This is a genomic window from Levilactobacillus muriae, assembly GCF_045862015.1.
Taxonomy (GTDB): domain Bacteria; phylum Bacillota; class Bacilli; order Lactobacillales; family Lactobacillaceae; genus Levilactobacillus; species Levilactobacillus muriae.
The window spans coordinates 223,887-246,761 of the sequence record NZ_BAAFRU010000001.1; the positions used below are offsets into that span (position 1 = coordinate 223,887).

Below are 22,875 nucleotides of genomic sequence, written 5' to 3' on the forward strand. Positions count from 1 at the left end.
TTTAAGTCGCTGAGATCAATATTCTATGTAGAACGTGTCGTCGTTATATCATCGAAAAAGGAAGCGACATCGTTGCCACTTCCCTTAGTATAACTTATTTATCGGCTAAGATGGCCAATTCGTCGATCCGCTGAAAGAAGCCATCGTGGTCGACCTGAGTGACCAACGTCACGGGGCGACCATCAGGTGTCTCAAATGTACGGCCACGACCAGGGCCAGTTGTGAGGACATCGCTGGTCACGACCTTTGTGGTGACAATGGCCGGCGTCTCGGTGGCTACCGTGGTCAGAACGTCCCAGAGAAAGTAGGTCGAGTTGGTCTCAAAGTGTTGTAGGGCAGGCACCAACGCGTACCCTTGACCGATGAAATCAATCGCTGGATGTTGGCGTAAGGTAGCCCAGTGTTGTCGGATAACTGGGGTCAGTGGCACCTGGTGCGTGCTTTCCAGGCCCACCATTTGGATGGGAATCTGGCTGTCCCAGACGGTCTTCACGGCATCGGGATCCCAGAAGGCATTCCATTCGGTCGTGCCATCCTGCTCGGGTTCCGCGACGTTTCCGTGACCATCGAAAGTGCCACCCATCCAGTAAAGCTGATCAATTTTGTCAACAATACTAGGGTCGGTGGTCAGCGCGCGAGCAAGGTCAGTCAGTGGCCCCGTCATGAGTAGCGTGGTCTGACCATCCTCAGCCTGAACCTTGTCGATCAGATCGAGGTGGGCAGGTTTGGCGGCGACGGGAGTGGTCACCGTCCCGGCTTCGTTCAAGATGGGTAGGGCGTCGAGACTAAAGGCATCGAGTCGCCACACCTTGGGAAAAGGATTGACGCCCCGTGAATCGGAAGCGGCCACATCGAGTTGGATGTCGTGGCCGAAACGGTCAATAATCTTACGGCTAGCAGCCAGTGCGGGTTCCAGGTAGCAATCGGCGCCAATGACGCTGACTCCGGTCAGATGAATATCTGGCATCTGCAGCAAGAGTAGTAGTGAGACTAAATCATCGACGCCACCGTCGTGGTTAAAATAAACATTATGCATTTGGCACATTCCCCATTTCCGAATATTAATCAATTAATCCCAAAGCATAGTTCATATATTACCGACTTTTTAAATGGAAAGCAACCCATAGACTCCGAACGATTTAGCCAGAGTTAAGAAAACTCCCGTATACTGCTACTTATGCGATCGCAGTTTATTTTTAGAAAGGATGGTTCCGAGATGCAATCAACGCGTAAAGGACCCAAACGCTGGCTAGCCTTGGTCGTTGCCGGCCTCATCTTATTCGTCGGTGGCGGCGGGACGGGCTACATGCTCGGCCAGCAGCAGGCCAAGTCTGCACAAACAACGCAGCTAAAAAACGCACCGAAGGGCATGAAAGGTCGCCCGTCAGGCAAACCTAGTGGCATGCCAACTCAGAGCAGCTCTAGCAGTAATTAGCGAACATTAGTGCCTTGGAAAGACCGCGAGGATCCAGAAGAGATTTCTGGGTCCTTTTTGCGTGGCTTGACTGGCAATTCAACATTGACAGGGATTATTTGAAGGCGGATTATATAGGGGATTGATTAATGCCATCATGTGGTTAACTAAATAAGATGTTTCGGGGAGTGTTTAGGTTGCGGGTAAAAGATGGTTTGAAGTTGGGGTTAACGGTTATGGTGTTCGGCTTGGTTAGTTTGGGTGCGGGGATAACGGCTCAGGCGAAGACAAAAAATGTCATTGATCACAAGGATTGCGCGGCGACAAATAAGATTTTCAAGGCACAGGGGTTCAAGCTATCCCTGCTTCGGGTTCCCAAGAATGGTGAGACTTATGTCGCGGCGTTTTCTAAGAAGCAGGCTGGCAAACGCTATGAATTTATCGCGGGCGAACAGCCGGCTGGCAACGCTGTTAAGGTAGACTTGGTCGTTTACCAAGGCAAAAAGGTCGTGTCGCGGAAGTCAACGCTTTGGGGGCATGTCGGCGGTAAATACGACCAAGATTTGGTCAGCCAAAATAGTCAGAATGAGACTTATATGATTGCTTCCAAAACGAAGACTTGGTCGATCAAGAGGATGTCGCCATACAACAAGGTGGCAACGTCAACCGCGCAACAGTTAATGGGGAGCGCAGCAGTGCGAGCCGATATGGCCTTCAATCGGAGTAGTCTGGAATATCAAGCTGATCTCGCCGGTAACCAGGGGAAGAATTTGCTGGTGCTGAATAAGCAAATGGATAATACATACTGGCAAGGTAAAAAGTTTCTGAAAAACTATAAAGCGTACGCTAATTATTCGAAGAAGTCGAAGAAGCTGTATCGAACGCTTCAGAAGAATGTGGCCTATCTGGAGAATGTTTCCTAGTCGCTGGGTGTCATTATCAGAAAACGAAAAGACGGGATAGCTTTGAATCGGGGAGATAGTTGAATGAAATTCAGAAAAATTTTATGGGGATTTTGCCTGGTGTTGGGGGTGGTGAGTCTCGGTGGCTGTACGATACAGACTGGTTACCAAGCCAAACACACCATCAAATCCGGTCAACTGCGCGCGACGACCTTTTCATTGGTAGCTAGTGCTGAGAACTCGACGACAAATTATCGGCAGCAGTATGGCTACATCGAAGATATTGGCGATCGCCGGGGGTATACGGCTGGCATCATTGGTTTCACCTCAGCGACGGGGGACTTGAAGCAGGTTGTCCAGCGTTACTGTCGGTTGAAGCCACATCATAATGGGTTGAGACAATACTTACCGGCACTTCGGCGTGTAAACGGCACGGCCTCTCACGCGGGTTTAGGGCCAAAGTTCGTGCGGGCCTGGCGTGATGCCGCTAAGGAGCCGAAGATGGTGCGCGCGCAAGATGAAATTTTGAATCGGCAATACCTGCGGCCGGTACTTCGCGCGTCTAAACAGGATAATCTCAGTCCTTTAGGCCAGTATATCTATTACGACGCCATCGTGGTTCATGGTCCCGGGGATGACAATAGTAGCTTTGGTGGTATCCGGCGGCGAGCATTGAAGCTGGCCAAGACACCACGACAGGGCGGCGATCAGGCGCAGTATCTGCGGGCCTTTCTGAAGGTTCGCACCCAAGTCATGCGGCAAGAGACGGCGCACAAGGATCTCTCCCGGCTGAAGGTTCAACAACAGCTGATCAAAGCTGGCAACTATCAGCTTAAACGGCCGTTGCATTGGCGGATGTATGGGGATGCCTATCATCTGAACTAGCGGAACCTCTACATCTAAATTAAAGCGACTTAATTTAGCAAAAGCACCCTTCCAAGGTTAAAATTGGAAGGGTGCTTTTGATTTGACTTGCTGCTGAGTTTACTGGTAAATCAGTTCAGAATATTGCAGACAACAGGCTGTCACACTTATTTGGTCTGAATATTCTGCAAGCTAAGGTTAGCCGATCCTGGATACAGTGTCATCCGCTGGGCCCGGTAGCTCCAATCCCCATGACCGAAGCCAGTTCGATCGACGTCGAAGACAATCTGGTTGGTCTTGCGGTTAACTTCCACGAACTCACTGCGCTTTCCGTTGTCCGCATAGCCGAAGCCAATCAAGGTGTTGCCCTTACCAACGGCGTAGCTACTGCCGACAATGTTGGTAAAGTTACGTTTACCCAACGTCCGACCAAAACTCCAGGTCTTGGTGACGGTCTTCTTCAGCTGATTGATGTGGACGATTTCACCGGCCGACCACTGCTTGGACTGCTTGGTCTTGCCCCGAGTGACGGGCACATTGTTATCATAGAATTCCAAGTCAATCTGACGACTGGTCTTCTTAGCTGTGTTGATCAACATAACGGCGTGCTGACCGCCGTTGTAACGGTAATGGGTGGTTGTTGGCGTTAACAGGTACTTGTGATAACGCTGTGGTAACTTTTCCGGTGCGGCCAGGATCCACTTGAGCTTGGCGGTCTTGTAGTTAATGGCCAGTATCATGTCCTGATTTCGCCCGGAAATGATGAGCTCGCCGTTCTTGCGGTTGTAGGTCATGGAATTTTGATGGAACCAGTCAATCTTGCCGTCGGAACGGTGGGTCCCGTTGTAATTTTCGTAGGCCGACTTGGGCAGAATGCGCTTGAGATCAATGATCTTTTTGATCTTCCCAGTATTGCGATCAACCTCGATCATGGTATCCTCGACAAACTTCTTACTCCCATCGTCTACCGTCAACAGAAAGTTATGGTTCGGCAACTCAATGGCGTCGTGGTGAATCACAGTGTTATCAGCTAGCTTGGACGGGTCATCCTTGGTCGGGAAGAGGCCGTTTAGGTTGTACTGATGGTAAACGCGTCCGTAAAAGTCGGTCTCCTGAAGCGCGTTGGATTTGGCGTTACTAGCCACCACTTTGGTATTGATTAGCAGGTGCTTATCGGCTAGCTGCTTGAACACGTGAGAAATTGGCTTGGTCGAGTACCAGCGAATCTGCCCCTTGGCGTCCAGTCCGTAGGTGTAGCCGAGACTGCTGACAGCGAAGGTCAACTTGGTATTGCCTTGACCTAACGCCATCAGTTTGGGCTTGCTAGTCTTGAGTGTATTCTTTCCGATTTCTTTGGGGGCGGCAGCTGTCTTCATGGTGTAGGTCGTCCGCGTCGTGGTCCCATTCTTGCGGGTAAAGGTCAGCGTGACACGATTGGTTCGGTCGGCGTAGAGGCCGAGAACGCCGACCGCGTGTTGGGTCTTGTAACCTTTGAGGGGCTTGGTAATCGTTGTGGCGGGCGTGTCTCCATGAACGGTCAGTGTGACCTTAGTGGCTGCCTCGGTCTTGACCAGAATCAGTCCGGCAAGTGGTGAGGTCTTGTAGGGATTCACAATAACCTTGGCGTTGGTGGATCCAGTCTTGACCTGTTTCAAGTCTTGTCGGTAGGTCTTACTTAGCTTGTTGGTACTGGTCGTATTCGTGGTGGCGAGTGCCGGCCGAATGTTGAGCTTGATCTGGTTGGTCGTCAAAATATCTTTCTTGGCGTAACGTTGATGAACCAACAGGTAGCGGCGAATATTGTGGCGCTCATGGTAGGCCGCGGCGCCGCCGACCACGATCAGTGCCAGCAGGACACCAATCGTGATTTTCCAAAACTTCTTCATCGTATGTAACTCCCTTTTCTAAAAACTAGCAGAGCGATCGTAGTATTCCCAACCATTGTAGCAAGGTTTTTGGGTTGCAGGCAAGTTAATATTTTAGACCGAAACTAGTTTATACATCGCGTGAATGGTGGCATCGGGCCGGCAGTGAGTCTTCAAATGGTTCAGGGAACTAAGCACAAATCGTATCGGATTTCGTTGTGGTATCGGCTGGTATTTAAGCAGGCTGAATTTGGGCATCCGGCTACCAAGGAATCCAATGAAGTAGAAATCACGAATAACTAGTCCTGGCTGGCACAACGAGTCACAGAGGGTAAATGGATAGTGTCGACGGCTTGACGGATAAGCTAGTAAGGGGGTAAAGAATTGTACTGTTTTCCTGCTAGCAGAACATTTTTGTTACACAAACGGGGAACGACTACCAGCAATGAGGCTGTGGCAGTCGTTCCCCGTGGGTATCACGTGTAATGATTTGTAAAAAAAACTAGTATTGATCTACAATTAATGGTTTGATCGCAAAATAAGTTAACAGTCAGAACATTAGTATTGAATCAGAATCTGACGATTACACGTGAGCAGTTGACCACATTTTTTTCTGTCTAGCGCATCTATTCCCCAAAATGGAATATATTTGACGAACTTCTTTCCTGCATTCGGATCATAAGGCTTAATTAGTTTTGCATTTATTGCATTATTAATTGCCTTAGATATTGCTGCACTATCTCTTGTTGTCAAGCGAAAGCGTTCACGAAGAGAGGTGTTGTTAATTTGTTCGTCTGCAACGTATTTCAGACATGCATGCCAGTAAATAGATTGATTTTTCTCTGTTATACTCATCTTTCCAAATGCTTTTTTTGCATGGAGCGTTACAACTGTAGACTCCGCTGATTGAGCACGAATGCTCATAGCTGGTAAATCAGCTTCTTCGAGAGAGTTAACGACTTTGTCAATTCCTGTTCCTCTGGATTCGACAATATGAAGGTTACTCAAAAGATTAGCTAATTCATCATTTCTCGATCGTGGTTTAAAATCTAAGAACCGTTTGGGATCGATTAGTGGTATTCCGGGATTAGAAATTTCAAGTCGAGAATCAAATATTTCTACAAATGGTCTACTACCTGTTATCGTAAAATCTTGATGGACTAACGCATTTGCGACTAGCTCACGAATAGCAATTTGTGGAAACATTGGAATATCTTGTCTACTAGCATTTGAATAATCTTCGGAATATGGAATATGAGCCATGATATTTTTAATCAAGTCATCGAAGCCAACGGCGATACCTTGGGATCCCTTTATATCAAAAATAGCATTACTTAACGGTTGCTTTCCAGAATATTGTGTTATTCGAATAGTCCGCATTTGTAGTCGTGGGAAGGCGTTTATATTCTTAGCTAGAGTATAGGCTCCTAGATTGGTGATATTAAATCTGTTGCCATTTTGAACAATAACTTTATCTTGGACCAACGCATCAATTGTTTGGGCAACATTAGTATCAAAAAGTTCTCGTCTCCTAATGTAATAATTAATATCTAGGAGGTTTTGGACATCCACAAATGATAGATCCGTTTGTGCGAATTCTAATTCAAATTTTGATGATTCAAACGCTTGCCACAATCGTCTTTCTTTTTCTGGGAATTTAGACAGTTGACTATTTGATGTGCCAACTCGGATATATTCTTTCCCAAGGTACTTAATTGGTCTGCTCACGTGAGTAACATCGATTGAAAGGACAATGATATTCTTTTCATTTACAATTAGTTTCTGCCATTGTAAGTTCAGACGTGGCTCGGTTGCAGTTTCGACTTTGTTAATGAGCGGTTGGTTACTTTTGCTAGATTCTTTTGTTAAATACGGATTGAAGTGTGTACCAACAATTTCCTTAGTCATGTCTTTGACGCCCCAAATGAGATATGCTGCTGGATTGTTAGTTAGTAACGCTGAGTTTCCAAGAGCAGATACATACTCGCCGATTTCGTCTGCTCGTTGCAGGGCGTTTTCTTTGAAGTCTAATATTTCAGATTCATCGTGAGTCTGTACCAGATTTAATAATTCTTCAGTTGTCATTTTTCACCATTTCTTTTTCCACAAATAAGCATCAACAGCTAAAAGCCAGTCGCATCAACGGGTTTCTTTTTTCCAAATTAAAAACATGTGGTGTTAGAGTTTCCCTTTTCTTAATTTACATTTTGGATTATACCGTACAAATTACAATAGGGGCAAGCTTGAAGAGGTTAGAATATGTTGCTTAATGAGATGCTGAATTGTAACAAGCCTCTCAGTAAGCAATAGAAAAGGAAAACGACCGAGTCTTTATTTGTCCTAATGTGTGTTGGGGGGCTAAGTTCGTGCCGACCGGTAAGCCCGATAAACGTAACCCTTGTTTGGAATATTATTGATGTGCAGGTTAAAGACCTGCTGATTGCCAGCCACTTCAATAACATTACTTCCGGTCCCATTCTTAGCGTTCAGATAGCCGAAGTCAATCGGGTGGTTACTGTTTAACCATTGGCTATTTCCGATACGGTCGGTGAGGTTGGTCTTACCTAAGCTCTTGCCATTAAATCTAAAACTAATGTGACAATTATGTTACAATGAAACAATCACAGGCAATGAAAACGAGGAGGAGTTTACATGGATTCGCAAGATCGAATTAATTTTAAATTAGGAGCCAAGAGTCAAATCTTGGATCACATTGGGTTTTACATATTACTCTCAATTCTTTGGATCGCGTTGAATTGGATCGGCGGGATGGTTTACGAGCGTAGCGTCAACATCTTTACACAAACGTTGTCGAACAATGGGAGTACCGTTATTAGCGGGTTCTTTTCATTCGGCTGGTTATTAATTATTGCGGGATCGATGATGCGGGCGGGGACCCGTTTGACCATGATCGACATCGACCGGGGAACCGCCGAATTGGATAATCCCATTCAACGGAGTTTCAAGTTATTTGATAACGGTCGGTACTTTCTAGGCTGGATCTTCATTGGCATTCTGATTGCCATCTTCACGTTCCTATGGAGTCTGCTGTTGGTCGTGCCTGGTTTCATTAAGTCTTATTCCTATTCACAGGCATTCTTCCTGTATCGGGACGCTGTTGATAAGGGTGAGGATCTGTCACCATTGCAGGCGATTACGAAGTCACGGCAATTGATGGACGGTAACAAGGCATTCTTGTTCATCATGGACCTGAGTTTCATTGGCTGGTTCTTGCTGTCGATGATTACCTTTGGCTTGGCGGGATTGTTCGTACAACCTTACTACGACATGGCCCGGATGAAGTTCTTTAATCAATTGGTCGTGCGTTACGACGAGCCCCAGGGAACGGCTGTTGACGATGACCACGACAATAACGGTAATGGAGTGGACTAGGGAGCCACTCCTACGGCGAACCTAGAGACAATCAGTGTTCGTATTCATTGCGACAGATGGCTCAGAAGGTTACTGGGATTATGATTAGATTAGGGTTAATGATTTGTAGCAATATCATTGTTAGGCCACCTGTGGGGTCCTAGCGATGAAATGGTCAACGGCGTAGTGGGGACTATGACGTCATTGAATTCGGGGAATTTAAATATACTATAGTTTTGGGACCAGCGAGCTACGGTTTGGCTGGTCCTTTTGTGTTTCGGCAATGTGCTAGCGCGTTGGTTTGCCACATAGAGAACTGGTGTCTTTGAGACGCGGGCCTTAGCGGTTTAAAGGTAAGTTCAGAGACCGCTTTGTGACTCTGAACGTCCGCCCATCGCGATCCGGCGATCCATTTTCACCATCTCGGGAGGTGCCAGTCTAATCAGAGATTGCAATTAATTTTCAAACAAGGGGTTGTCATTTTAACTGTACTAGGTATAATAGTACACACAGAACACGTAGCCAAACCAAGGGGTGAAAACCATGCAAGTAAATGATCAATCGGGTCTGCCGTACTATGAGCAGCTGGTGTTACGCGTTAAACAACAGATCGTCCAGGGAATCTTGCGGCCGGGTGACCGGTTACCGTCCGTCAGAGAGATGGCACGGCAGGAACAACTGAACCCGAACACGGTCAGCAAGGCTTACAAGCAGTTGGAAGCGCAGCAAGTCATCACTACGGTCCACGGGAAGGGCACTTACGTCCGCGAGGCAGTCACACCGGCCGGCGATTCGGCTCAGGTGGTTGCCACGAAGAAACAACTCCTGACATTATTGACGGAGATTCGGTACCTCGGCGTACCGCTGGACGAAGTTGTCGATTGGATCAAGGCGGCATATGAGGGGGTAGAACAATGACGTTACAAGTCACTGGATTAAGTAAACAGATTAGCCAGCGGCCAATCATTCAGGATATTAACTTTGAATGGGCACCTGGGGAAATCATCGGCTTAGTCGGGCGAAATGGTGTGGGGAAGACCACGTTATTTCGAACGATGATGAACCAATACGTGGCGGAAGCAGGTCACGTCACAATTGACGGCGAGGACACGCTTGAAGTACCTAGCCGACAGGAACAACTCTTCTTTATCGATACACAATATAACTTTTTAAGTACTTATCGGTTGTGGGAACTGCCTCGGTTCTTTGGGACGGTGTATCCCCACTTTGACGGCGAACGCTATACAAAGCTAATCGCGCAGTTCGATCTTGATCGAAACAGTCAGTATCGGCGACTCTCCAAGGGGATGCGAGCTTTAGTTAATCTGATCTTAGCGCTGACTTCGAATGCAACTTACATCATTTTGGATGAACCCTTTGACGGGCTGGACGTGATTGTGCGTGAGAATATTGCCACAATGGTCATCGATGAAGTGGCCGATCAACGGAAGGGTTTCTTGATCTCTTCACATGATTTAAATGAGTTGGATGGCTTGAGTGATCGCGTCCTCTTACTGAAGGATAGTCAGTTAATTCACGACTACAACTTGGAAGAGGTCCGTGCGCGGGCCAAGAAAATTCAGCTGGTCTTAAATGACAAGGTGATTCCAGACGTGCTCAAAGAACATAGCCAATTGATCCGCGTTTCTGGTCGGGTGTTAGTCGTTGTAATCACCGACTACACGCCCGCCATCGACCAAGCGTTGAAGGCGCTGAAGCCAGTCCTGTTTGAAGAATTACCATTGACTCTGGAAGACCTGTTCCGCGCTAACTTGGCGCACGACACGGGTTACCAGCTGTTGAAGTAGGGGAGGAGACGCAGACATGTTTAAGAATCGTTTAGATCAGTTGATTTGGCAACGCCATCGCAGAATGTTATTTGCCATTGGGGCAATGGCCCTATTTGGATGCATCATGATCGCACTGATTGCCCTCCACGATGTGGCTGGGGATCACTACAATCATAATCTGGTGAGCGCCGTAGCCATGCAACAATGGGAACCGTATCGGGGAACCTACTTTTCCGGGTTTTCCGTCTGGTTGATGATTGCTGCCTGGTTGGCCGGCTTAGAAATGATGCATCTCGACTTACGGGATAATTTCAATCAATTTCTGTTCAGTAGTGGCTTCAGCCGGCAACGAATCTACTGGTCAAAAATCAAAGTGGCTTTTCTGGTCCTTTTATTCATCGATATCACAGCAACAGCCGTGCAGTACCTGATTTACTGGGTTGGTACCCCGAGCGGTTACACTTGGCATATTGGGTGGCCGGGCATTCTGTCCTCCTGGCTGTTCGGACTGATGATTTCGTTTGGTCTGTTCGCCATCAGCTGGTTTGCCTCTCTGATCATTGGTCAAGGTGGCCCACTGGTTGTGACCATCGCGGGCTTTACCTTTTCTTTAGGCGGGTATAGTGCGTTTGGTGGTAATATAGTGAGGAAGTTCACCTCGCTATCAGATACGCAGATCATGTGGTGCGTCTTGACGTTTGCTGTCATTCTCGCCCTGGGACTGCTTATCTGGGGAGTGGCTCTGTATAAACGTCTTTCACTGGAACATAACGGGGAGTACCTAATGTTCCCACACTTGCGGGTACCGGTATACATCGTCTTTGTCATCTACGTCACGATGTTCTTCAGTTGGACGTCAGATGGGACGTCATTCGTGCTGGTACTTCTGCTGACAATATTATTCGGATACGCGTGGTTATGGCGTCCCCGATTGGGTGAGCAGTGGCATCAATGGCGTGAACGTAAACGCGGCTAGAGAGTAGGTTTTAACTAAAGTAGGTTCGGTACACCACGGCTTGGGGAAGTCAGTGAGTACCAAGGGGAGCGTCACGACGTTGGGGAACGGCGTGACGAGATTGAAGGGGTACCAACAACTGTTGTGGTTGTGGGTGCCCCTTTTGTCAGAAAATATATAAAAAGGCCATTCCCGATTAGATGGGGAATGGCCTTGATTGTGGTGATGGTCTTTTCAGACAGTCTCTAGGTACCAGTCGTAGATATGTTGGGCCTGTTCAGCTTTCAGATAGCGCAGTTCAATTGCCTGGTTCTTATTGCCATGACGTACGTTGACGATGAGGTGCATGAGTCCGGTTCGCTTCATCCAGATCGACTGGTTTAGCCGGACTGATTGAATCATGTCAACGGGGAGGTAGTAGGTTTCCTTGGTCCACATGTGGCCGGTCTGTAGCGCCAGCATCCGGGGTGTGATCAAGCCACCACCGGTTTGGCGTGCGGCGAAGCGGCCCTGGAAGAAGGCGATGACGAGGATCAGGGCAAAGGCCCCCATCCAGTGTGGTAGAAAGTAGCTGGCGAGGGCTACCGGTGCAAGGACAATCAATAGGGCGTTACGCACCAGGTACCACTTTCGGTGGTCGGCAACATTGAGGTCACCGAGGTCCGGGGTGTGATCCGGCAGCCAGCTGACAAATGGGGGTGCGACATCATAGAGCTGTGATTGTGGCACGGCCGGCAGAATCACCAGGTCGTCATCGTCGTCTTTGGACGCGGCCTTGGAGGCCAGTAAAACTTGAACGGTTTGGATGTGTAACCACTGCCGAAAGATATTTTGTTTGACCCGGATGGCCTGGATCCGTTTGAGTGGGGCGGTAATTGTATTGCGCTGGAACAGCCCCTTCGCCGTTTTTAACTGGTCGCCCTGTAAGGCAACGTCGAAGTGAAAGTAGCGGATGTAGGTCCAAAGAAAGGCCCCAATCCAAGCGATGACGACCACGGCCACGGCACCACCAACCAGCACGACTAACGCTAAATGAGTGGCATCAGCAATCAAAGTGTCGGTCCAGTTGCGCGGAATTTTATTGTAAATGGCTAACAGAATCAAGAGCAGCGGGATGAATCCCGTCGAAGTAAACGCAAACTTGAGGAGTGTGCGGTTATTGATACGGTAATGAGCGGTCACCGTGGTGGCTGCAGTTACTGGTGCATCATCCGTCCCTGCAGTGTCCGTCGTTGCCATCGTGTCTGGCGCACCAGTTGGTGACGTGACTGCTCCCAAACGGTAGGTGTCAATGGTATCTGCGAGTGTCGTGGGAACGGCGGCGAGACGGGCCTCGGGCTTGCTGTCGTCGTGACTGGCAGTCTCGATGTAGAGCTCTTCCAGCTTAAAGGGTGCCAGAAAGAACCACTGTTTACGTTGAACCGTCTGAATCCGTGAATAGGGGATGTGTTCGTGATGCCGAACAAAGACACCTGAGTTCACTTCGACGGCCGTTGGCGTCACGCGGTAGCTCAACGTGGCCCAGCGGGTGGTTGGCCAGATGAAGATGGCGATGATAACGCCGGCCCAGCCTAATGCGAACCAGAGAGGCTGGTTGTAGAGCGTGAAAATAATAATAAATAGAAACCAGCATTCCTTAATTGCGTTGGCAATGTGCAACAGTAGTCCCAGCGGATGGGTACGCTTAGCCTTCAGCATGGCGGGCCTCCCGCGCGAGCCGCATGATTTGATCGCGTAATGCTTCAGCTTCATCGAGTTCCAGCCCTTCGATGCCGTGATCAGTGGAAGCCGTGGCAATCGAGACCTTGGTCAACTTCTGCCACTGTAGTAAGGGCCCGGCGTTAAGGGTCACATTTTGGACTCGAGCAATCGGAATGGCTACCCGTTTCTTAAAGATGAAACCAGACTGCATCTCAACGGCGACCGCAGAAATTTGGTAGCGTGTGAATCGGTACCGGTAGGGGATGAGCCCGGCTTCGATGATGGGTTCGATGATGGTGATTGCCACAAAGGCAGAGACCAGCCAGAGCGGCCAATCCCAGTAGCGGTAGGTGAGCCAGATGATGCCGGTGATGACTAACAAAGCGACAAAACTCCCGGCTGCGCTGATTCCCCAGATCAGTTTAATGCGGTTGGGCAAGTGATGGTTTTCAGATGACATGGATGGTTGAAACTCCTCTCCTGATATAACCAGTGTAGCAAGTCCGTAATCCCCTGACAACCATGGGGGTTAACTAATTTTTTGGTGCCCCCGCCGGACTGATGAAAATGGGGCGTGACGCTGAGAGCGGCCAGCTAAAGCCGAAGTGCGGTCTTTAGGCCGAGTTCCAGCCGTGAGAATCAGGTCTTAAAGGTCCCAATACGTAAACCGGCAATTTCCGACGTTTGGGAATTAATTGAAAAAATTAGTTATCACTGACACAGCAGGTGGTTTACCGATTAACCCCAATCATTTTCGACGATCTGGGGTTTGACGAATGAACAGTCGGCCCGTATAATATTCTACAACAACCAAATAAGTCCTTTTAATTTAGTCCCGTGAGGCTGATAAAGGTACGGTAGAAGTCATTTGTGCGCCTAAGCATGAGTGAACCTAGCGGCTGGAATTCTTGCGGGATTCGGCCGCTTTTTTCATGCCGAGAGGGTTGAAATCGAATCGATGGAGGAATTTAGTTATGTCACAGATTTACGTTGCGAGTCCATTCTTTAGTCCAGAACAGGTCGACCGGGTGAAACGCTTGGAAGCTGCCTTGGAAGCCAATCCAACAGTCAAGGACTTTTACTCACCACGGCTTCATCAAGATGCTGCCAACGAACAGTTTACCAAGGCATGGGCCACAGAAATCTTCCACCGTGACATGGATCAAATTGCAGTGGCCGATGTGATTGTCACGGTTATTGACTTTGAAGCCGAGAATCTGGATTCCGGGACGGCCTACGAGTTGGGTGTTGCCACGATGAGTCATAAACCAATCATTGCGCTACAGGAAAAAGACGAAGCCGTTAACTTGATGATCACTGAAAGCATGCACTGGTACAGCAAAAACGTCGCGGACTTCAAGACTTACGACTTCAACACCCTCTCAGCTGGCGAGTTTGTTGGCCAAATTCTTTAGTTTTCTCAGCTTGGGCTAAGGTGGCGGTTATTGCGTCTCCGGGCCGGTGAAAATGAATCGTGACTGAGGGACTAACAGGTTGAAACGTCAAATTAAAGGCTTAAACGTGGTCGGTGTTCTGCCGATCACGATGTACATAGGTCGTCTGGTTAATCGTCTAGGCTTGGCGAGTGCTCGTGGAGAGTGATGGGAAGCTGCCAACAGAGTTGACGGTACCTTCGCAACATAAGCTGCAGGCGACCAGTAACCACAATTTAATAGCTCCAGAGTCAAAACAGTTCGCAGCATTCGAGAAGAGAAAGGTGAGGACGTATGGCACAAGAGATTAAAGCAACCGCAACAAAAGCACCTAAGGAATTCGGGAGAGTTGAATCAATTCCCCGTGAGCACCGGCGAATGTCCAATTGGGACATGTTTGCTACGTGGATTGGTGCTAACGCTAATAACGGAACTTGGTATATTGGTGGGGTTATTGCCGCCTGTGGGTTCTTGACGGCGTCGACCACGTTAGTCGTTGTGGGATTGATCTCTTACGCTTTACTGGCAGTGGCCAGTTACATGGGTTACCGCACAGGATTACCGGCAATGGCGCTGACTCGAGCCTCGTTTGGGCTACGTGGGAGCTTTATTCCCTCGGTCATTAACGTGATTCAGTTTATCGGGTGGGCTGCGGTCAATACATTTATCGCGGCAACATCGATTAGTTACATCTTCGGGGAGCTCTTCGGCTGGCCTTTGTATGGCAAACCGGGTGGGACCTTCGGGTTGATCGTCGGGATTATCATCATGAGCATCTTGCATTTATTAAGTATTTCATTGGGCGAACGGTCGGTTCGGTTGATCGAACGAATTGGTATTATCCTGGTCGTTATCTTCGTCTTGTGGGAATCCGTGGTTGTATTTCGAACGGTCTCCTTCCATGAAATCGTCGGCTGGCAGCCACCACACAGTATGCGGATGACCTCTGGGGTGGCTGCTGACACCTTAGCGGCCTTTAACTTGGCATGGGTGACAGCGGCATCTGACTTTAGTCGGTTCACCAATAAGAAAGCGGCAGCCACCAAGGCTAGCTTCTTGGGTGCCAACTTTGGCCTGTTCTGGTTCGCCTTCATCGGCCTATTTGCTACGATTGGGACTGCGGTCTCACTGAACCATTTCGACCCGAATAACTCTGACCCAAGTACGGTCGCTGCTAAATTGGGGCTGGGGATCATCGCCTTACTGGTGATTGTGCTGACCAGCACCACAGCCAACGCGGTCAATCTGATGTCGGCAGGGTCTGCGCTGACCAACATGACGCACCGGCTGTCATTGAACGTGAGTCTGTGGATCGTGACGCTAGCGGCAACGGCGGTCACCTTTATCCCGGTCTACCTCGCCAGCTTCCTGGATGTCTTCGAGACCTTTCTGGATGGTATCGGGATGTTCTTGGGACCGGAAATCGCGATCTTCTTAGTCGATTACTTTATCCTGAAGGGCAAGCAATATAAACTGAGCGAGTTCACTAAGATTCATGGGGCCTATTGGTATGCGCACGGTGTTAACTGGATTGCAGTGGCAAGTTGGGGCTTGGGGGTCGTTGCCTACTGGGGCTTGAAGCAGGTGCCGGCGATTGCGACAACGATCGGTGCAACCTTTATTGCAATGGCGATCACGGCGATTATCTACTTCGTTGGCATGCGTTTTACCCGGACTACAGCGCCAGTCAAAGCTTCGTAGAAATTAAGCGGGAAACGGATACAATTAGGAACTCATTTAATATAGAAGAAACTAACACGGCAATTCATGACGAGAGTGAATGGATTGCCGTGTTTTTGGCATTCTGTCCCTATTTTTGTAGAGCATCAGCGCGACTAAAGTTAGTTGACAGCCAACACTGAACTTTGTCGGACGTTTGCTTTGGGAGAGCAGGTCGTACTAGGTATGCTTAAGACAGATTCGAAATAGTCGGTTAGGGAAAAGTCAGAGATAGTGACCAGCACGAATTAGCAAGCAATGAAGCAAGGTGTCTGCGGGCGAACGTGTTAGAATGTGGTTGGAAGCTAGTATAGGAGGGTGATCAGAATGATGCAAAAGATGCCGATTTTACCATTAGTTGACCGATTGACGGACGGTAAGAGTGTGACCTTGACCACAAGTGATGGGTTAAATGTCCTCATTCAACCAGAGGTGGCCGCAGGAAAATTGACAGGAAATTACGTTAGCAGTGCACTTCCTGGCATTCGCTATGATGATCCCCGGATTATCTTGAAGGAGACCCTAACGGAATTCGATGCTCGTAACGTGACCATTTCAAGTATTGACTAGTATGTTAACTAGGCTATAAGAATACAGAAAATAATAATGGCGCAAAAACTCCCTGACTTTTTAGTGGTTAGGGGGCTTTCATTTATGCCAGGCGAATGAGAAGTGAGAGAATTGAAGATCGACTTTGCGATGTTGACGGCCAAGGAGACGTTGAAGATTCGGCTGTTGACCTTTATCAATGATGAGAAACGTCACTTTAGTTTGACAGAATTTGCCGAAATGACCAAAGTGAGTTACTCGCGCGCCTACCATGTCCTGCTGAATCTCCGAGCGGACTTGGAGGTGTTGGACCGACAAACGCTGTTGACCAAAGATGATTTGGTGACGAGCGTTACAATGGATGACTACCGTCGCTGGCTCTATCGTCAGAGCATTCCGTATCAGGCGATGCTAGCAACGTTGCGGGAGGATTATCAGCAGACTAGCACCTTTTGTGCCGATCTGGGCATCAGTACGTCCACCTTCAATCGGCGCATGAAGGATATGAAGCAGCAACTCGCGCAGTATGACTTACAACTGACGGCCAATCCCCTGCGAGTCGTGGGCAACGAAGCGTTGATTCAACTGCTTTATTTTATGTTGTTTAGCACGACGCTGACACCAGTGACGGATTTGCCGAAGCTTTCGGCACGGATGCGACCCATTCACGATCAGGTTATGACGACTTATGCTAATAGTGCCATTTATCAGGAATCCACTAGTCTGACCCAACGAAAGAATCTGCTGGTCACGTTGGCGTTACTGCGTTTGGATCAGGGACATCGTTATGCGCCACTGCGTTTTCCACTGGGGCATTTGACTGACCTACGAGGCTTGGCGGGTGCTCTGCAGACCCGACTTGGAGACACGCCGCAGGAAGTACTGACGGAATTGGCCACGCTGGATTATTTGCTGACGAGTTCACCGTATTTCGTTCGGGCTTTACAGCCCCAGGCCATGCATCGCATCTATTTGGGAATCAAGCAACGCCTGGGTAGTTATGAATTAGCGCCCGGCGTGCGGGAACTGACTGACTATGCGACCGGGCGTGACTGGTTCGCTAACTGGCTATTCTCACTTTGCCAGTTCATGTTGCTCTTCCGAGTGGACCCGTTGTTGCGGCCGGAAATCACGGCCCTATACAAGCCGACAGAGTCGTCGATGGCTGCGGCCGTGGCACTGGCTAAGAGCATGGGACGGCTCTATTCCGGTGAGGTAGCAGCTGCCGACATTCGACTGGTACAGAAGCATTTGAGCAAGTATACGAACGGTCTGACTCTGACGGAAGCCAAGGTTGAAATTCTGGTCACCTACGACATGATCGGTGTGACGACTGATATCTTTAACCGGCTATTGAGTGGCATCGTGCACCTCAGTTTGTTGACTGATCAGACCGTCATTGATACGAGGAACCGAGATAATTATCTAGTTATTTACGGCGTTGATCCTTTGGCGGCAGGCTTCGCGGATCGTAATCATTTAGAAGCCTTCCATTGGGTCAAGGAGTTAGCTTATGGAGAGAATCTGGATCGTCTGATTCGGGTGCTACGCCACCACGAGTTGTCGCTCTTTGCGTTGGATTTCAATAATCGGACGCATCCGCTGGACGAGGATTCTTAGCGCGTGTTCCATAGGTGTTGAGATGACCTTTAGACATGACTATTTTACGAATAATGGATGGTATTGGTAGGCTAGGAAACATTTCTAGCCTACTTTTTGTTTATATAGAGCGGGAAGACCGTAGCATATTCCCGCAACAAGTGGCATTCTGGCACTGGTAGTGCGTATCCCTTATGCTGGTTTAGTGGAATAAATTAACTTTTGGGGGTCAAATTAGACTATATGGCGGACTAATTGTGTGGCCGTATTGTTTCACAGTAGACAGTTAATGATATAATGAAAGCGTATACAATTATGCAGCAATTGGAGTTGGGAAAATGGTGAAGCATGAGCAATTACAAAAGTTAACCGAGATCTACGGCTTAGTGACGCAGTGCTATAACCAACCGCTGACGGAGCTAAGCCTGAATTTACCGCAGTGCCAGTTGCTGACCTACGTGGCCGGAGAAGACCTGTCAGTTGCACAGGCGGCGCAAAAATTAGGATTTTCAGCAACCCGGACATCGAATTTGGTTGTTGATCTATGTAAGCAGGGATATCTGAGCCAACGGGTGGCGACGAAAGATCGGCGCCGGCGGTACCTTACGCTGACGGTGTTGGGCCAGAAAAAACTGGATTTGATCCAGGAGAAACTGCCAGCAACGTTGGATTCAACGCTTCAACAACTGCAGAGCGGCATCGAATAGTACAATGCCCACCGGAGATCGTGAAAAGTGGATAAAAAACCGGTAGCCTACGAGAGGTTACCGGTTTTTAGCTTGCGATTTAACGGGGGTGGCTGTGTGCCGCCGTGTCCAGAGGTCAGCGAGTAAGCCACTGACAACGACCATGACCAGGCCAGCAGCACCGAGGGTTCCTAGACCCACGGTGGCCGCCGTAACTTGCCATTTCACAACAACTGATAGACCAGCGATTGTGAGAACGGCAATAAATAAGGGCGCCAATAATTCAATGAACATTTTTGTATGGGTCATCGGAATCACCACTTTCTGCAAAATAAAATATAAAAATTATTATGATGCAAACCCGTTGAAAACACAAGCAAATTTTGTATTTTTAGGATTATCTATTTAATGGGTAATATAAAATTAAAGTTAGGGACAATTAAAAAAGTCTTTACAATCTGCTTGCTGTCAGTATAATGGGGAGAGATAAAAAGATAGGGGAGTTGGAAAATATGACAGACAACGTTTCAACGAAGTCGACAAAGATGGCCGGCTACGCAAACGGACCGTCATTGGAAGAGGTTAATGGGACTGTAACGGTACCCAAGGAAAAAGGCTTTATCAGAAATTTGATGGCTTTCTCCGGACCTGGTGCATTGGTTGCGGTGGGGTACATGGATCCTGGAAACTGGGTAACCTCGATCGGTGGGGGTGCCAAGTATGGCTACCTGCTGATGTCGGTGATCTTGATGTCGAGTTTAATCGCGATGTTACTGCAATACATGGCGGCTAAACTGGGCATCGTGACGCAAATGGACCTTGCACAAGCTACGCGTGCGCATACCAGTAAACGGATTGGGGCCGTGCTGTGGGTCGTGACCGAGCTTGCCATCATGGCAACAGATATTGCCGAAGTTATTGGGGGCGCGATTGCCTTGCAATTGTTGTTCGGTGTACCGTTGATTCTCGGGGTGTCGCTGACGGTATTCGATGTCTTATTACTCTTATTGTTAACGAAGTTAGGTTTTAGAAAGATTGAAGCGATTGTCATCTGTCTGATCACTGTGATCTTGGTGGTCTTTGCTTACGAAGTGATTATTGCCCAACCCAACATGGGTGCGGCCGTGGCGAACTTTATTCCACGGACTGAGATTGTCCATTCAGGGCAACTGACGATGGCTTTGGGAATTGTTGGGGCGACAGTGATGCCACATAACCTGTATCTACATTCGTCGATTTCGCAGACCCGTAAATTCAACCGTGAAGATCCGGCCGAAATGCGACGGGCAGTGAAGTTTACGACTTGGGATTCTAACATTCAGTTATTTGGCGCGTTCATTATCAACTGCTTGCTCCTCTTGTTGGGGGCGGCAATGTTCTTTGGTAAGGGGACGGATCAATTGGGAACGTTTGGGAACCTCTACGCCGCTTTGCAAGATAACCATTTGGCTGGGGCGGTCGCTTCACCACTGTTATCCACGCTGTTTGCAGTTGCGTTATTGGCTTCAGGGCAGAACTCGACGATTACTGGAACACTGACGGGTCAGGTCATTATGGAAGGATTTATCAATCTAAAGATTCCGTTGTGGGTCCGGCGCCTCGTGACACGACTGATCTCAGTAGTTCCTGTGATTATTTGTACGATTATCTATGGCGGAAACGAAGCCGCATTGGACAGCCTGTTGGTCAATTCGCAGGTCTTCCTGTCGATTGCGCTACCTTTTTCCATGATTCCACTGACAATCTTCACGTCGTCTAAGAAAATCATGGGAACGGAATACGTCAACAAACGCTGGATTACGGTCTTAGCGTGGACGTGTACGGTTGTGCTCACGTTGCTGAACATTCAGATCGTTTGGGAAAGCCTTACGAGTCTCTTTTAGGGAGACCGCATGCGGTTAAGTCACAGTAAAGGTGACGTGGTGTATTGACATTTGCCCGTCGTCCCGGTATCATCGACATCATAAGCAATGAATCAGTTCAGTAGTGGGTGCGGCTCCGGTCAAGAAATCTGACGGTGCTGGGAGTCAGAACGTCCGTAACCATGAATTACGCTGAGGAGCGGCCGAGATATCGGCGGGTCATTCCGTTAAAGATGACGAGCGGTTGTCGATTGACAACAACTTGGGTGGTAACGCGGATTTCAATTCGTCCCTGATGGCATAGCGCCATTGGGGACTTTTTTATTGAGAGATTTATTATAGGAGGAACAGAAATGTCAATTATTGATGAGTTAAAATGGCGTGGCGCGATTAACCAACAGACTGATGAAGCTGGTCTGGGCGAATTGGTCAACGAGAAGGCAGTCGGTCTGTATGTTGGAATCGATCCAACTGGCGATTCCATGCACATTGGTCACTTGATTCCCTTCATGATTCTGAAACGATTCCAATTGGCCGGTCACCGGCCCTACATCATTATTGGTGGCGCCACGGGTTCTATTGGTGATCCCTCTGGGAAAAAATCAGAACGAGTTCTCCAGACGATGGACCAGGTTCGCCATAATCAAGACTGCCTGACAAAGCAAATGGAACACCTCTTCGGCCAAGATGGTACGTTTAAGATTGTGAACAACTACGATTGGCTGTCTAAGATCTCCCTGCTGGACTTCTTGCGGGACTACGGGAAACTCTTCAACGTGAATAACATGTTGAACAAGGAAGTCGTTGCTTCTCGTTTGGAGGTCGGAATTTCCTACACAGAATTCACATACCAAATCCTACAATCCATTGATTTTCTTCATTTGTTCACGAAGGAAGACGTTCAACTTCAAATCGGTGGTGCTGACCAGTGGGGGAACATCACAGCTGGGATCGACCTGATTCATAAGCTCAAAGGGTCAGACGCTAAGGCGTACGGCTTAACCATTCCTCTATTATTGAAGGAAGACGGCACTAAATTCGGGAAATCCGAAGGTGGGAACATCTGGCTTGATCCAGAAAAGACGTCGCCGTATGAATTCTATCAATTCTGGTTTAACACAAATGATAAGGACGTTATCAAGTTGTTGAAGTACTTTACCTTCCTGGATCAAGACCAGATCAAGGCGTTGGAAACAGCAGTTGCAACGGCCCCTAAGAAACGTGAAGCTCAGATTCGCTTAGCTGAAGAAGTGACCGAATTTGTTCATGGACATGATGCTGTGGTTGAAGCCCAACACATTACCAAGGCCCTGTTCTCTGGGGATGTTGCAGACTTGACGGCCAGTGAAATCGAACAAGGCTTCAAGAAGATGCCTTCTGTGACAGTCAGTGGTGATAAGAAGAATCTGGTAGAGTGGTTAGTTGACGACACCAAGATTGAATCTTCACGTCGTCAAGCACGGGAAGATCTGACCAACGGTGCAATTCGGATCAATGGTGAGAAAATTACGGATACGGATGCGGAAGTTGACCCAAGTAGTGCCTTCGATGGTAAGTTTGTCATTGTTCGCCGTGGGAAAAAGCGTTACTTCTTAGTTCGAATCACTAAATAATTACAGCTTTTTGTGAAAGGCAGTTGCCGTTTTAGGTGACTGCCTTTTTAACGGCAAATTAAAGACGAACATGGCAACCATCAAAAAGAAGAAACACACGGCCGTCAGCTAACGATTCAGCCGCTTTCAACTATAAGCTTTGCCTTTGGAAAAAGATGAATTTATTTTCAATATTTAGTTGACGGTAGGCCTCTCGCTTGGTATAGTTATATACGTTGTCAACGCGAGTTACCAACTAGACCAATCCGAAAGATTGAAATTAGTTGTTGACAGTGATGATGACAAAATGTTATGATAATTAGGCTGTTGTGTTTGTGGCAGCAAATCAACTAGAAACGTTGTTAAATCAAACTTCTTGTTGACATCAAATCAGTCAAATGATATGATAAATGAGCTGATTACTTCGGTAGTTGGCAACGTAGACCTTTGAAAACTGAACATTGTTTCGACAAACCAAATATGTGTAGGGCGGTTTGATACTTGGTATCAAACCCAAACAATATTTGCGAAGTCAATTCGCTTTTATAACAAAAAGTAACAACAATCGATGA

At 48.1% G+C, this 22,875-nt stretch carries 21 protein-coding genes and 1 other annotated feature; of the genes, 15 read left to right on the top strand and 6 right to left on the bottom strand.

The features are described 5' to 3' along the window. Nucleotides 1-94: 94 nt before the first annotated feature. Entirely contained in the window at nt 95-1,036 is a 942-nt protein-coding gene (locus tag ACKTSF_RS00965) for a nucleoside hydrolase (protein ID WP_407885769.1), read from the bottom strand. Nucleotides 1,037-1,216: 180 nt separating this feature from the next. Between ACKTSF_RS00965 and ACKTSF_RS00970 the strand changes: the two genes are divergently transcribed. The 3 genes from ACKTSF_RS00970 to ACKTSF_RS00980 all read left to right on the top strand — a co-directional run bounded on the left by ACKTSF_RS00970 (nt 1,217) and on the right by ACKTSF_RS00980 (nt 3,201). Continuing rightward, nucleotides 1,217-1,435 (top strand): hypothetical protein, encoded by a 219-nt coding sequence (locus ACKTSF_RS00970; RefSeq protein ID WP_407885771.1) that lies wholly within the window; start codon nt 1,217-1,219, stop codon nt 1,433-1,435. A 176-nt stretch (nt 1,436-1,611) separates the two neighbouring features. Then, entirely contained in the window at nt 1,612-2,337 is a 726-nt protein-coding gene (locus tag ACKTSF_RS00975; protein WP_407885773.1) for a hypothetical protein, read from the top strand. A gap of 63 nt (nt 2,338-2,400) precedes the next feature. Further along, a complete protein-coding gene (locus tag ACKTSF_RS00980; RefSeq protein ID WP_407885775.1) occupies nt 2,401-3,201 on the top strand; it encodes a chitosanase in 801 nt (266 codons plus the stop codon). Nucleotides 3,202-3,347: 146 nt separating this feature from the next. Here the strand turns inward: ACKTSF_RS00980 and ACKTSF_RS00985 are convergent, their stop codons facing one another. Next, nucleotides 3,348-5,066 (bottom strand): aryl-sulfate sulfotransferase, encoded by a 1,719-nt coding sequence (locus ACKTSF_RS00985; protein WP_407885777.1) that lies wholly within the window; start codon nt 5,064-5,066, stop codon nt 3,348-3,350. A gap of 144 nt (nt 5,067-5,210) precedes the next feature. On the opposite strand from ACKTSF_RS00985, the gene ACKTSF_RS00990 reads away from it, so the two are divergent. Next, nucleotides 5,211-5,348 carry a hypothetical protein gene (locus tag ACKTSF_RS00990; protein WP_407885778.1) on the top strand — a complete coding sequence of 46 codons (138 nt, stop codon included), beginning with the start codon at nt 5,211-5,213 and terminating at the stop codon, nt 5,346-5,348. 255 nt (nt 5,349-5,603) lie between these two features. Here ACKTSF_RS00990 and ACKTSF_RS00995 read toward each other — a convergent pair whose 3' ends face one another. Next, entirely contained in the window at nt 5,604-7,130 is a 1,527-nt protein-coding gene (locus tag ACKTSF_RS00995; protein WP_407885780.1) for an ATP-binding protein, read from the bottom strand. Nucleotides 7,131-7,697: 567 nt separating this feature from the next. Here ACKTSF_RS00995 and ACKTSF_RS01000 point away from each other — a divergent pair. From ACKTSF_RS01000 to ACKTSF_RS01015, 4 genes are all read left to right on the top strand, one after another. Next, nucleotides 7,698-8,438 (top strand): DUF975 family protein, encoded by a 741-nt coding sequence (locus ACKTSF_RS01000; protein ID WP_407885782.1) that lies wholly within the window; start codon nt 7,698-7,700, stop codon nt 8,436-8,438. A 522-nt stretch (nt 8,439-8,960) separates the two neighbouring features. Then, nucleotides 8,961-9,335: a GntR family transcriptional regulator gene (locus ACKTSF_RS01005; RefSeq protein WP_407885784.1), complete on the top strand. Its 375-nt coding sequence runs from the start codon at nt 8,961-8,963 to the stop codon at nt 9,333-9,335. After that, the gene (locus ACKTSF_RS01010; protein WP_407885786.1) at nt 9,332-10,225 is read left to right on the top strand and encodes an ATP-binding cassette domain-containing protein; all 894 of its coding nucleotides are present in this window, start codon (nt 9,332-9,334) and stop codon (nt 10,223-10,225) included. The genes ACKTSF_RS01005 and ACKTSF_RS01010 overlap by 4 nt, the downstream gene beginning before the upstream one ends. A gap of 16 nt (nt 10,226-10,241) precedes the next feature. Further along, nucleotides 10,242-11,183, top strand: a complete 942-nt coding sequence (locus tag ACKTSF_RS01015; protein ID WP_407885788.1) for an ABC transporter permease — start codon at nt 10,242-10,244, stop codon at nt 11,181-11,183. A gap of 213 nt (nt 11,184-11,396) precedes the next feature. Here ACKTSF_RS01015 and ACKTSF_RS01020 read toward each other — a convergent pair whose 3' ends face one another. Together ACKTSF_RS01020 and ACKTSF_RS01025 are read right to left on the bottom strand one after the other, a co-directional pair. Continuing rightward, entirely contained in the window at nt 11,397-12,860 is a 1,464-nt protein-coding gene (locus tag ACKTSF_RS01020) for a PH domain-containing protein (RefSeq protein WP_407885790.1), read from the bottom strand. After that, nucleotides 12,847-13,323, bottom strand: coding sequence for a PH domain-containing protein (locus ACKTSF_RS01025; protein ID WP_407885792.1), 477 nt, complete (start codon nt 13,321-13,323; stop codon nt 12,847-12,849). Before ACKTSF_RS01025 ends, ACKTSF_RS01020 begins: the two co-directional genes overlap by 14 nt. A gap of 514 nt (nt 13,324-13,837) precedes the next feature. Between ACKTSF_RS01025 and ACKTSF_RS01030 the strand changes: the two genes are divergently transcribed. The 5 genes from ACKTSF_RS01030 (at nt 13,838) to ACKTSF_RS01050 (ending at nt 18,870) form a co-directional block, all read left to right on the top strand. Further along, nucleotides 13,838-14,278, top strand: coding sequence for a nucleoside 2-deoxyribosyltransferase (locus ACKTSF_RS01030; RefSeq protein ID WP_407885794.1), 441 nt, complete (start codon nt 13,838-13,840; stop codon nt 14,276-14,278). A gap of 312 nt (nt 14,279-14,590) precedes the next feature. After that, a complete protein-coding gene (locus ACKTSF_RS01035; protein WP_407885796.1) occupies nt 14,591-15,997 on the top strand; it encodes a cytosine permease in 1,407 nt (468 codons plus the stop codon). A gap of 345 nt (nt 15,998-16,342) precedes the next feature. Continuing rightward, nucleotides 16,343-16,585, top strand: coding sequence for a hypothetical protein (locus ACKTSF_RS01040; protein ID WP_407885797.1), 243 nt, complete (start codon nt 16,343-16,345; stop codon nt 16,583-16,585). A 102-nt stretch (nt 16,586-16,687) separates the two neighbouring features. Then, the gene (locus tag ACKTSF_RS01045) at nt 16,688-18,184 is read left to right on the top strand and encodes a helix-turn-helix domain-containing protein (RefSeq protein WP_407885799.1); all 1,497 of its coding nucleotides are present in this window, start codon (nt 16,688-16,690) and stop codon (nt 18,182-18,184) included. Between the two features lie 317 nt (nt 18,185-18,501). Continuing rightward, nucleotides 18,502-18,870, top strand: coding sequence for a MarR family winged helix-turn-helix transcriptional regulator (locus tag ACKTSF_RS01050; protein ID WP_407885801.1), 369 nt, complete (start codon nt 18,502-18,504; stop codon nt 18,868-18,870). A 57-nt stretch (nt 18,871-18,927) separates the two neighbouring features. On the opposite strand, the gene ACKTSF_RS01055 is transcribed toward ACKTSF_RS01050, so the two are convergent. After that, complete coding sequence (locus ACKTSF_RS01055) at nt 18,928-19,158, bottom strand: hypothetical protein (protein ID WP_407885803.1); 231 nt, start codon at nt 19,156-19,158, stop codon at nt 18,928-18,930. Between the two features lie 203 nt (nt 19,159-19,361). Between ACKTSF_RS01055 and ACKTSF_RS01060 the strand changes: the two genes are divergently transcribed. Together ACKTSF_RS01060 and tyrS are read left to right on the top strand one after the other, a co-directional pair. Then, the gene (locus ACKTSF_RS01060) at nt 19,362-20,732 is read left to right on the top strand and encodes an Nramp family divalent metal transporter (RefSeq protein ID WP_407885805.1); all 1,371 of its coding nucleotides are present in this window, start codon (nt 19,362-19,364) and stop codon (nt 20,730-20,732) included. 78 nt (nt 20,733-20,810) lie between these two features. Further along, nucleotides 20,811-21,008: a binding site (T-box leader), on the top strand. 56 nt (nt 21,009-21,064) lie between these two features. Next, nucleotides 21,065-22,324, top strand: a complete 1,260-nt coding sequence (gene tyrS, locus ACKTSF_RS01065; protein WP_407885806.1) for a tyrosine--tRNA ligase — start codon at nt 21,065-21,067, stop codon at nt 22,322-22,324. The last annotated feature ends 551 nt before the right edge of the window (nt 22,325-22,875 follow it).